Genomic DNA, 11707 nt, shown 5'->3' on the forward strand with positions numbered 1-11707 from the left:
GATGGACGGCCTGGTGGCACGAGGTGATCGCCCAGCAGTCTGTCGAACGCTGGTGATCCATTCCGTCCTATCGGCACAACGTGGGGTCTCTTGAATGTGAACAATTTGCCAAATCACGGCTCGGTGGGCGTTCCGACCCCCAGGCCGGGGATGGACGCCGGCTCAGGTCGGCTGTGCGGTTGACTCAATCCCGGTGCGTGGCTGTGCGCATGCGTTACGCTGCGCGCCATGAGTGAATTCAGCTTTTTCTGGCACGACTACGAAACCTTTGGCCGGGTGCCGCGGCGCGACCGGCCGGCCCAGTTTGCGGGCGTGCGCACCGATGCCGATTTGAACGAGATCGGCGAGCCGCTGATGCTGTACTGCCAGCCCAGCCCGGACAGCCTGCCCGACCCCGAGTCCTGCTTGCTGACCGGCATCCTGCCGCAGACCTGCCTGGAGCGAGGCGTGCCCGAGCATGCCTTCGCGGCTGCCATCGAGGCGGCGCTGGCCGAGCCGGGCACGGTGGGCGTGGGCTACAACACCATCCGTTTCGACGACGAGGTGACGCGCCATCTGTTCTGGCGCAATCTGATCGACCCGTACGCGCGTGAGTGGCAGAACGAATGCGGGCGCTGGGACATCCTCGATGTGGTGCGCTGCGCTTACGCTTTGCGCCCCGAGGGCATCGAGTGGCCACGCCACGAGGATGGCCGCCCGTCTTTCAAGCTCGAACACCTCACTGTGGCCAATGGCCTGGTGCACGAGGCGGCCCACGATGCGCTCAGCGATGTGCGCGCCACCATCGCCCTGGCGCGCTTGCTCAAGACCGCCCAGCCCAAGCTCTTTGACTTCTGCCTGCGCCTGCGCAAGAAAGACGCGGTCTGGGCCGAGATCGGCGTTGGCCGGCCTTTTCTGCACATCTCGGGCATGTATGGCCCCGAGCGCGGCTGCATCGCCCTGGTTTGGCCGCTGGCGCCGCACCCGACGAACAAGAACGAGCTGATCGTCTGGGACCTGGCCACCGACCCCGCCGAGCTGCTGACCCTGAACGCAGCCGACATCCGCGGCCGCATGTTCGTCAAGCAGGAGGATCTGCCCGAGGGCCAGACCCGGCTGCCGATCAAGACCATCCACATCAACAAGTCGCCCGTCGTCATCGGCAAGCTCAAGACCCTGAGCCCAACCATGGCCGAGCGCTGGGGGCTGGATATGGCCCAGGGCCTGGCCCATGCCCAAATGCTGATGGAGAAAGGCCGCTTGCTCGATGGACTCTGGGGCGATGTCTTCAAGCGCGAAGCGACGCCCGGCCCGGCGGATGTGGACGAAGACCTCTACGGCGGTTTCATCGGCCCCGATGACCGCCGTGCCTTGCAGCGCTTGCGCAGCCAGACGCCCGAGCAGATCGCTCAGCGTGCGGCCGAGGGCAAGATCACGTTTGCCGACGAGCGGCTGGCCGAGCTGGTGTTCCGCTACCGCGCGCGTAACTTCCCGGCCAGCCTCAGCGCGGCCGAGGCACAGCGCTGGCAGGCCCATTGCGCCGCCCGCCTGCACGAGGGCGCCGGCGGCGCGCAGACCCTGGCGGCGTTTTTCGAGCGTGTGGACGAGCTCAGCGAAGCGGCCGATGAGCGCGGCCAGGACATCCTCGGCGCACTCTACGAATACGCGGAGCAGATCGCCCCGGAAGCTTGAGCCCGGCCCTGCCCGCGCGGCGGGGCGTGGCTCATCACATCAACTCGGCACTGCGCATCAACAAGCGGGCCAGCTGCCCGCTGCTTTGCATTTCGGCCATGCCTTTGTTGAAGGCAGTGACGCGCGACCCGTGAGCGGCGTGAGCGCGGTTGAAGGCCATGTAGAGCGGCATGTCCGCCACCGAGGGTTCCAGCCAGACCAGAGATGCCGCCGCTTCGGACAGCTGGCGGCGCAGCAAGTACGCCGCCACGCCCTTGTCCACCAGGGCCAGATCGATGCGGCCCGCTTGCAGCTTGCGAAGATTGCCCAGGTCGTCCAGGGCTTCGTCGCATTGCAAGTTCGCCTGCTCGAAGGCGGGTGGGTTGGCGTAGCCGCGCACGATGCCGATGCGCAGGTGTTTTAAGCGACTCAGCTCGCGCACATCGAAGCGGCGATCGCTGCGCGCCATGAAGCCGATCCGGTTGGCAATGCCCAGAGGCTGCGGAAAGCTGAGATAGCTTTCGCGCTCGGGGTTGCGCCAGACGCCGATGACCCCGTCCCACAGGCCGCGCTGCAGCTCGGCAATCAGGCGAGACCAGGGGCGGAAGTCCATCTCCAGGGTCAGGCCGGTGCGGGCCAGGGCGGCGCGGGCAATGGCGATCGCCGGACCGCCCTCGCTGCTTTCCTGCGTGGTGTAGGGCGGGAACTCGGTGGCCACCACGCGCAAGACGCCTTCCGCGCTGCTGTTGGCCGGTGCCATGGACGGGACGGCCCGTGCCAGGGCTGGCGCGGCCAGAAGTGCCAGGGCATGGCGGCGATGGGGCATGAAGGGCAGCTCCTCAATCCTCGATTCGAAGGATGAAATCCGGCGCACGCTGGTGTTCGGTACGGCTCCCGCAGCATAAGCGGCTTGAGGGGGGCCGTGGGCCGGCGTAGGCTCATAGCACATACGCTGGTGTGGCCTCCGTCATGAAATGGGCCCACGGCGTCTTGATGCAAGGAGCTGCTCATGGAATCGATGGCCTCGGGGTCTGAGCCCTGTATCCAGGTGCATGGGAAGGTGGCCGGGCGGGCGGGTGTGGGCTTGCAGCGCCGCCAGCTCTTGCAACTCAGCCCGGCCCTGCTGCCAGCCGGGACTTGGGCTGCTGCAGCCACGTCGCCGGCCGGCGCAACCAAGCCCCCCTTGCTACTGGCACAAACACCACGCGGAGGGCTGGACGGTTTGGCCGGGCAGGACCTGAGCCGCTACCTGGTCAGCGAGAAGTTCGATGGTGTGCGTGCCTACTGGACGGGCGAGCGCCTGCTCAGCCGCCAGGGCCTGGTCTTGGCGGCGCCGCCGAGTGTTCTGGCGCGCCTGCCGCCCCAGCAGCCCCTGGATGGTGAGCTGTGGATGGGGAGAGGGCGCTTCGAGGCCTGCTCGGCGGCGCTGAGGCGCAGCGCGCCGCGTGAGGACGAGTGGCAACAGATGCAGTACCTGCTGTTCGAGCTGCCCGGCGGCGCCGGTCCGTTTTCTGCGCGTGTGGCGCGATTGCAGGAGATCGCGGCCGCAGCCGACGCGCCGCTGCTGCGGGTCGTGCCGCAGGACCGCGTGGAGAGCCTGGCCGCACTCCGCCAGCGCTTGCAGGCGGTGCTGCGCGCCGGTGGCGAGGGCCTGATGCTGCACGAGGCCGATGCGCCGTACTTGAGTGGTCGTCATGAGGCCTTGCTCAAGCTCAAGACCCACGACGATGAAGACGCCTTGGTCATCGCCCACCTGCCGGGCCAGGGGCGCTGGAGCGGCCTGCTCGGTGCGCTGCGCGTGCGCAATGCCGCTGGCCAGGAGTTCAACATCGGCAGCGGCTTCAACGAGGCCCAGCGCCGCGCGCCGCCGCCGCTGGGCAGCACCGTCAGCTACCGCTACCGCGGGCTGACCGGCTCGGGCCTGCCGCGCTTCGCCACCTTTGTGCGCGTGCAGGAGCTGTAGCACCGAGGCCGGTTCAGGGCGCCGGGCGCACCGGAGGCAGGGCGCTGCAGAGCTCGACGCGGTCGGGGCTGTGGACGAACCAGCCGCTGCGGTAGCGGCGCGAATCGAGCCAGCGCTTCCAGGTGGCGGTGTCGGTGCGCAGCACCTGCAACTTGGGGCGCTCGGCCTCGGGCACATCGGCCAGCACGCGCACGCGCTGGATCGGCGTGCGTTGCTCGGCCTTCTCGTAAAAGCCCAGGGCGCCGGTGCCGCGGGGCAGGGCGCTGAGGCGTTCCATGCCTTGCAGCACGCGGCCGACGCTGGTGATGTTGAGGTCCAGGGCGCGCGGGGCATGGCCGATCACGGTGTAGAGCCCGCTGCCGTCGCTGGAGTCGGGCTCATTGCCGCGGGCAGCGCCGACCATGCTGTTGCAATGGGTCAGCCAGGCGCGACCTTTCTTCGGATCGGCCGCTACTGGCCAGCCGTTGACGAAGCCGACTTGGGGCGCCCAGCCGTCGCGCTCCGGCAGGGCGCGGAAGTCCAGGCCTTTCAGCGCGCGGGAAAACTCGACCGGCGCCTTGGCCAGGTCCGCGGGCTTGGCGCGGGCGCTGGGCGCCTCGTCATCGGCATCGCCCCACTGGGTGACGTAGTTGTCCTGCACGCGGATGATGGACAGGCCGTCGAAATAGCCGCCACGGGCCAGTCGAACGATATTGCTGGCATGCACGGGCGCGAACTCGCGCGCCAGTTCGATCACCACCGGGCCGCTGGCCAGCTCCATCAGCAGGGCATCCTCGGCCTTGACTTCGCGCCAGTCGCCTGGCTGGGCGGCAGCCAGCACATCGGCGCTGCTAGGGCGTTTGCCGGGGTCGGGCTGGCCAGCGGCCTGGGCGCTGGGGTTCAGCAGCAGGGCGGCTGCAAGGCTGGTGGCCAGCTTGATGACATGGCGGGTGGCCAGGGCGGGCAAGGTCTTGCGCATGAGGGCTCCTCCGTGGGGATGCGGTTGCAATCTGGCCGGCAGCATAGCCGCCGGCAGCGGGCTCGCGGCTGGGGAGAACCATGCCCCTGCCTACAATGCCGCCATGGCTTTTGTTCATCTGCGCACCCACACCGAATTTTCCGTCGTCGACGGCACCCTCAGAACCGATGACGCGGCCGCTGCGGCCGCCAAAGATGGGCAGATCGCCCTGGCCATCACCGACCTGGCCAATATGTTTGGCGGCATCAAGTTCTATAACGCCTGCCGCAAGAAAGGTGTCAAGCCGGTGCTGGGCGCCGACTGCTGGCTGGAGCCCGAGGGCTCGGACAAGAACCCGACCCGTCTGCTGCTGCTGGTGCAGAACTACCAGGGCTATCTGAACATCTGCGAGCTGCTCTCGCGCGCCTGGATCCAGAACGTGCAGCGCAACCAGGCCTGCCTCAAATGGGAATGGCTGCAGGAACTCAATGAAGGCTTGATCTGCCTCTCGGGCGCCCAGTTCGGCGGCCTGGGCCAGGCCCTGCTCAGCGGCGACAAGGTGCGGGCGCGCGATTGGGCGCAGCGCTTCTCGGTCATCTTCCCGAACCGCTTCTACATCGAGCTGCAGCGCGCCGGCCTGGCCGGTCAGGAGGCCCTGGTCCAAGCCAGCGTGCCTTTTGCGGCCGAGCTGGGCCTGCCGGTGGTGGCCACCCACCCGATCCAGTTCTTGGGCGAAGATGATTTCGATGCCCACGAGGCGCGCGTCTGCGTGGCCGAGGGCGAGACCCTGACCAACCCCAAGCGCATCAAGCGCTTCCTGCCGGGCCAGTACTTCCGCTCGCAAGCCGATATGGAGGCGCTGTTTGCCGACATCCCGTCGGCGATCGCCAACACGGTGGAAATCGCCCGCCGCTGCTCCATCAGCCTGGTGCTGGGCAAGCCGCAGCTGCCGAACTTCCCGACGCCGCTGCTGGAAGACGGCACGCCCATGCCGATGGAGCAGTACTTCCGCCAGCTGTCCTTCGAGGGCCTGGAGGACCGGCTCAAGCTCTTGTACCCCGACGAGGCCAAACGTGACGCCGAGCGGCCACGTTATGTGGAACGCCTGGAGTTCGAGCTGAACACCATCATCAAGATGGGCTTCCCGGGCTACTTCCTGATCGTGGGCGACTTCATCAAGTGGGCCAAAACCCATGGCTGCCCGGTGGGCCCGGGCCGGGGCTCGGGTGCCGGCTCCCTGGTGGCCTATGTGCTCTTGATCACCGACCTGGATCCGCTGCAGTACAACCTGCTGTTCGAGCGCTTCCTGAACCCGGAGCGGGTGTCCATGCCCGACTTCGACATCGACTTCTGCCAGGGCAACCGCGACCGGGTGATCGATTACGTCAAGGAAAAGTACGGCCGCCCAGCCGTCAGCCAGATCGCCACCTTTGGCACCATGGCCGCCAAGGCGGCTTTGCGCGACATCGGCCGGGTGCTGGGCATGGGCTATGGCCAGGTGGACTCCATCGCCAAGCTGATCCCGGCGCCGCCGGGCAAGACCGTGACCTTGGCCAAGCTGCCGGAGAACTTCGATCCTGAAAAGGAAAAGATGATCTACGCCCGGCACGAGGCGCCGGAGCTGAACGAGCGCGAGGCCCAGGAAGAAGAAGTGGCCGAGCTGCTCAAGCTGGCCGCCCGCGTGGAAGGCATGGTGCGCAATATCGGCATGCACGCCGGCGGCGTGCTGATCGCGCCGGGCAAGATCACCGACTTCTGTCCGCAGTACCAGCAGCCCGGCTCCACCTCGGCCGTCAGCCAGTACGACAAGGACGACGTCGAGGCCATTGGTCTCGTGAAGTTCGACTTCTTGGGCCTGGCCACGCTGACGATTCTGGAGCTGGCCAAGGACTTCATCGTCGCCCGCTACCCGGACCAGAAGAACTTCGCCTTCGAGACCATTCCGCTCGACGACCGGCGCACCTACAAGCTGTTCTCGGATGGTTTGACCGAGTCCGTGTTCCAGTTTGAATCGACCGGCATGCAGCGCATGTTGAAGGACGCGAAACCCTCGCGGCTGGAAGACCTGATCGCCCTGAACGCGCTCTACCGACCCGGTCCCATGGACCTGATCCCGACCTTTGTGGCGCGCAAGCACGGCAAGGAAGTGGTCGAGTACCCGCACCCGCTGACCGAGCCGGTGCTGGCCGAGACCTACGGCATCATGGTCTACCAGGAGCAGGTGATGCAGACCGCCCAGGTGCTGGGCGGTTACAGCCTCGGCGGCGCCGACATGCTGCGCCGGGCCATGGGCAAGAAGAAGGCCGAGGAGATGGCCGAGCACCGGGCCATCTTCCGCAAGGGCGCGGCCGTCAACGGCCTGGATGAAAAACAGGCCGACGAAGTGTTCGACCTGATGGAGAAGTTCGCGGGCTACGGCTTCAACAAGTCGCACGCCGCCGCCTACTCCCTGCTGGCCTATCACACGGGCTGGCTCAAGGTTCATTTCACGGCCGAGTTCTTCGCCGCGAACATGACGATTGAAATGGACGACACCGACAAGCTCAAGGTCTTGTTGAATGACGCCAAGCTCTTCGGCATCGATTTCGAGCCGCCGAACGTCAACCTCGGTGTGCACCGGTTCGAACCCATCATGCCGGGCGATGGCGTGTTCCCGAACTGGGCGGCGCCGGGCACGCCGGGCGGCCGGCCCAAGCGCATCAATTACGGCCTGGGCGCCATCAAGGGCACGGGCAAGGGCGCGATCGACTCCATCGTCGCAGTGCGCCAGAAGGACGGCCCCTTCAAGAGCTTCTACGACTTCTGCTGCCGCATCGACCGCAAGGCCTGCAACAAGCGCGTGGTGGAAGCGCTGATCAAGGCCGGCGCTTTCGACAGCCTGGAGCCCGACCGTGCCCGCCTGCTGGCCAGCGTGGCCCGCGGCTACACCCATGCCGAAACCCAGGAGGCCAACGCTGACCAGGGCGGCCTGTTCGACTTTGGCGACACCCATGGCTCGTCCACGGCCGAGCCCGATCTGGTGGACGTGCCTGCCTGGAGCATCAAGGAAAAGCTGACGCTGGAGAAGACGGCCATCGGCTACTACCTCAGCGGCCACCTGTTTGACCAAAGTGGCGACGAGGTGCGGCGTATGGTCAAGCGCCGCATTGCCAATGTCGAGGACGCCGCGCTGAGCCGCGAGGTGGTGATGCTGGCCGGCATCGTCAGCGATCTGCGCGTGATCAACGGCAACCGCGGCCGCGTGGCGATCTTCAAGCTCGACGACAAGAGCGACATCATCGAAGCCGTGGCCAACGAGGAACTGCTCAATCTGCACAAGGAGCTGCTGGTCGACGACGAGCTCTTGATCCTGCAGGGCAAGGTGCAGATCGACCGCTTTGCTGGCGGCTACCGCTTCAATGTCCAGGCCATCTGGGACCTGGCCGCGGCACGCACGCGATTTGGCCGTTACTTCTACGTGCCGGTCGGCGCGACCCTTCCGGATCTGAAGGAGGTGGTCAAGCAATGGCCGCCGCGCCAGGTGCAGACCGAGCAGGGTGTGACGCTGCAGGGCCTGAAGATCCAGACCCACCATTTCTTGCAGGGCGAGCATGAGGGCGCCGAGTTCCGGCTGGAGCTGGGCGAAGACAGCCGCTTCTGGCCCTGCGACGAGGCTCTGGCGCGCCTGAGCCAGTTTGGCGGCCCGGTGAAAGGCCAGGCCAAGCCCTTGCCGCAGGCGCAAATCATTTACGACGCCGGTTGACGGTGATTCTTGCAGGCGCATGACGCGGGCCACCGCATGCCTGGCCTGTGGCGGCTGGGCTGCAGGCCGTGGTGTTTTGCCCGCTTCTCGAGGCTTCGTCCGGGCTGGAATTCAGCGATGATGTGACGCAATTCACACCATGGCTGCGTCCACCTTGTCCTCTCCCCGCACCGGTCTCATCCTCACAGGCGGCGGCGCCCGAGCCGCCTACCAGGTGGGGGTGCTGGCGGCCATTGCCCAGCTGCGCCGGGATGCCAGCCTGGGCGGCCCGCAGACCTCGACCCCGTTTCCGGTGGTGGCCGGCACCTCGGCTGGTGCCATCAATGCCGCCACCCTGGCCTGCAATGCCGATGATTTCGACGCCGCGGTCGATGGCCTGGTGCACCTCTGGCAGAACCTCCATGTGGACCAGGTTTACGCCGCCGATGCCTTTGGCGTGATCCGCACCGGCGCGCGCTGGATGACCATGATGAGCCTGGGCTGGGCCCTGGCCCGCTGGCGCCGCACGCGGCCCAACAGCCTGCTCGACAACTCACCCCTGGGGCGCTTGCTCAACCGCTGGATCCGCATGGATCGGCTCGATGCCATGCTGGCCGCCGGCCATATGCAGGCCCTGGCCATCAGCGGATCGAGCTACACCTCGGGCCAGCATGTCACCTTCTACCAAACCCATCTGCCCTTCGAGCCCTGGCTGCGCTCGCAGCGCATCGCCGTGCGGGCCAAGCTCAGCATCGATCATCTGATGGCCTCCTCGGCCATTCCTTTCATCTTCCCGGCCCAGCAGCTGGATCTGGATGGCCAGCTCGAGTGGTTCGGCGACGGTTCCATGCGCCAGAGCGCACCGATCTCGCCGGCCGTGCATCTGGGCGCCGACCGGGTGCTGGTGATCGGCGCCGGTCGCATGCACGAGCCCCCGGGCCGGCGCCAGACCCTGGTCAGCGGCCACCCGAGCATGGCGCAGATTGCCGGCCATGCCTTGTCCAATATCTTTCTCGATGCGCTGGCGGTCGATGTCGAGCGCCTGCAACGCATCAACAACACCTTGTCGCTCTTGCCGCCGGACGCACTGCAGGCCACGCCCTTGCGGCCCATCGATGTGCTGGTGATCGCGCCCAGCCGCCGCCTCGATGAGCTGGCGGCCGAGCACCAGGGCAGCCTGCCACCGGCCATCAAGGGCTTGCTGCGCAGCGTCGGCGTGGCGGGTGAGGGCAAGGGGGCCAGCGGCTCGGCCCTGACCAGCTATCTGCTGTTTGAACCCTCCTTCACCGGCGAGCTGATCCATCTGGGCATGAGCGACACGCTGGCGCGGCGTGTCGAGGTGCAGAAGTTCTTTGGCTGGCCGACCCAGGCGCCAAGCTTCGACCCGGCCGCCATGCGGCGGCGCAAGGCAGGCTTTGCACAGGCGCCCGTGGATGCCCCCATGGAGGCTTGAGCTCAAGTCAGAGGCAACTCAACTTCGGCACACAGCCCGCCTTCAGCGCGGTTGCTCAGTTGCAGCCGACCACCCTGGCGCTCGATCAAATCGCGCGCGATGTACAGTCCCAGCCCCGTGCCGCCGGTGTGGCGGTTGCGGGAGGACTCCAGCCGGTAGAAGGGCTGAAACACCGCCTCCAACTGCTCGGTGGGGATGCCAGGCCCCGGGTCCTCGATACGCACCTGCACGCGCTCGTCCTCCAGCACCACGCTGACCTCGGCACTGCCGCCGTAGCGGATCGCATTGCCCAGCAAATTGCCGAACACACGGCGCAGCGCGCTGGGCTGGGCCCGCACCCGGGCCGGCGGGCCGCTGCAGTGCACGGCATGGCCTTGCTCGCTGAGGTCGTCGCTGAGGGCGGTCAGCAGGGCACTCAGGTCCTGGATCTGCGCCGCCTCGGTCGAGGCCAGGCCATCGCCCTGGAACAGCTCCAGCACCGAGTCGATCATGGCGCTCATCTCGACGATATCGCCCACCGCCGCGCGACGCGGGCCTTCTTCCAGGCTCAAGGTTTCCAGGCGCATGCGCAAGCGGGTCAGCGGCGTGCGCAAATCATGCGAGATGGCCGCCACCAGCAGGCCGCGCTCGTTGAACTGCTGGCGCATCTGCCGGGCCATCTGGTTGAAGAGCCGCGCTGCTTCACGCACTTCGAAGGTGCCGCTGCCTTCATCCAGCTGAGGCAGGGGCGCGCGGCCCTTGACCGCGTCGCCGAGGCCGGCTGAGGCCTGCATCAGCCGCCGCATGGGCTGGGCCAGCCAACGCGATCCCAGCCAGGCAGCCAGCGCCATGACCAGCAGGCGCACGCCGTAGTCCAGCGCGGTTTGCGCGGCATTCAGGCCGGGCGGGCGAGGGCCGCCAGGCCCCGCGCCGCGCGGCGGGCCGGAGGGTTGCTCCAGCATCTGCAGGCCGCGCGTGGGCGGCAGGGAAGGAAAGGTGGGCAGGCGCCCTGGTTCGCCCGGGCCGGCCTCCGGGCCTGCCGCTCGATGCGGTGGTGGTGGCGGCGGGTGAGCTCCGGGGCTCTCGGCTGGCTGCAAACCAAGTGGCGGGGCGTCGGAGAAGTGCAGCCAGCGCACGGTGGCAAAGGCCAGCACATGGCTCAGCACCAGGCTCAGCCAAAGCAGCAGGAAGAGCCGCTTGGCCAGGCTGTCCTTGAACAGCGCCGCCGAGGCGCGCTGCGCCCAGCTCATGCGGTGCCGTCCTTCAGCACCTGCGGGGTGGCATCGAAGAGATAGCCTTCGCCGCGCAGGGTGCGGATCAGGCGTGGCTCGCGCGAGGAGTCGCCCAGCTTCTGGCGCAGGCGCGAGATGCTCAGGTCCACGCTGCGGTCGTTGACGTCCACGCCGGGCGCGCGGGTCAGCTCGATCAGCTGCTCGCGGCTGAGCACGCGGCCGGGCCGCTCGACCAGGGCGCTGAGCATGCGGAATTCGGCCTGTGACAGGGCCATCACCACGTCCTCCGGCGAGATCAGCTGGCGCAGCATGCGGTCGAAACGCCAGCCCTCGAACTGCAGCAGGCGGGCCGAACCGAGGTGGGCGCCCTGAACGTCCTCGGGCGCACCGGCTTTCTTGATGCGCCGCATCAGGGCGTGGATGCGGGCCACCAGCTCGCGCGGCTCGAAGGGCTTGCCCAGGTAATCGTCCGCACCCATTTCCAAGCCCAGCACGCGGTTGATCGGGTCACCGTGAGCGGTCAGCATGATGACCGGCGGCCCGCCGCGCTGCTGCAGCCATTGGCACAAGCTCAGTCCGCCCTCGCCCGGCAGCATCAGATCGAGGATGACGACATCGAAATGCTGGTTGGCGATCAGGCGGCGCATCTCCACACCATCGGCGGCCGTTTGGGCGCGGATGTCGAAGCGCTGCAGATAGCTTTGCAGGCTGAGGCGAATCTCTTGGTCGTCATCGACCACCAGGCAGTCCATCACCGGCTCCTCGCGCGTCA

Annotated in this window: 8 protein-coding genes; 4 read left to right on the top strand and 4 right to left on the bottom strand. The window is 67.4% G+C overall.

Annotated features, from left to right (window positions below):
• The first annotated feature begins 228 nt into the window (after nucleotides 1-228).
• Nucleotides 229-1671, top strand: a complete 1443-nt coding sequence (sbcB, locus tag AC1Q6P_RS20685) for an exodeoxyribonuclease I (protein ID WP_492663527.1) — start codon at nucleotides 229-231, stop codon at nucleotides 1669-1671.
• A 34-nt stretch (nucleotides 1672-1705) separates the two neighbouring features.
• On the opposite strand, the gene AC1Q6P_RS20690 is transcribed toward sbcB, so the two are convergent.
• Nucleotides 1706-2476, bottom strand: coding sequence for a substrate-binding periplasmic protein (locus tag AC1Q6P_RS20690; protein ID WP_492663526.1), 771 nt, complete (start codon nucleotides 2474-2476; stop codon nucleotides 1706-1708).
• Between the two features lie 183 nt (nucleotides 2477-2659).
• Here AC1Q6P_RS20690 and AC1Q6P_RS20695 point away from each other — a divergent pair, with 183 nt between their 5' ends.
• Entirely contained in the window at nucleotides 2660-3613 is a 954-nt protein-coding gene (locus AC1Q6P_RS20695) for a DNA ligase (RefSeq protein ID WP_492663525.1), read from the top strand.
• A gap of 13 nt (nucleotides 3614-3626) precedes the next feature.
• Here AC1Q6P_RS20695 and AC1Q6P_RS20700 read toward each other — a convergent pair whose 3' ends face one another.
• Nucleotides 3627-4571, bottom strand: a complete 945-nt coding sequence (locus AC1Q6P_RS20700) for a peptidylprolyl isomerase (RefSeq protein WP_492663524.1) — start codon at nucleotides 4569-4571, stop codon at nucleotides 3627-3629.
• Between the two features lie 103 nt (nucleotides 4572-4674).
• Here AC1Q6P_RS20700 and dnaE point away from each other — a divergent pair, with 103 nt between their 5' ends.
• On the top strand, nucleotides 4675-8292 hold the full coding sequence (gene dnaE / locus AC1Q6P_RS20705; protein ID WP_492663523.1) for a DNA polymerase III subunit alpha: 3618 nt from the start codon (nucleotides 4675-4677) through the stop codon (nucleotides 8290-8292).
• A 139-nt stretch (nucleotides 8293-8431) separates the two neighbouring features.
• Nucleotides 8432-9724, top strand: coding sequence for a patatin-like phospholipase family protein (locus AC1Q6P_RS20710; protein WP_492663522.1), 1293 nt, complete (start codon nucleotides 8432-8434; stop codon nucleotides 9722-9724).
• Nucleotides 9725-9726: 2 nt separating this feature from the next.
• Here AC1Q6P_RS20710 and AC1Q6P_RS20715 read toward each other — a convergent pair whose 3' ends face one another.
• Both AC1Q6P_RS20715 and AC1Q6P_RS20720 read right to left on the bottom strand, forming a co-directional pair.
• Nucleotides 9727-10953 (bottom strand): ATP-binding protein, encoded by a 1227-nt coding sequence (locus AC1Q6P_RS20715; protein ID WP_492663521.1) that lies wholly within the window; start codon nucleotides 10951-10953, stop codon nucleotides 9727-9729.
• Nucleotides 10950-11687: a response regulator gene (locus AC1Q6P_RS20720; RefSeq protein ID WP_492663520.1), complete on the bottom strand. Its 738-nt coding sequence runs from the start codon at nucleotides 11685-11687 to the stop codon at nucleotides 10950-10952. The genes AC1Q6P_RS20715 and AC1Q6P_RS20720 overlap by 4 nt, the downstream gene beginning before the upstream one ends.
• Nucleotides 11688-11707: the final 20 nt, after the last annotated feature.

It is taken from the genome of Roseateles sp. GW835-FHT13E02 (assembly GCF_058794035.1).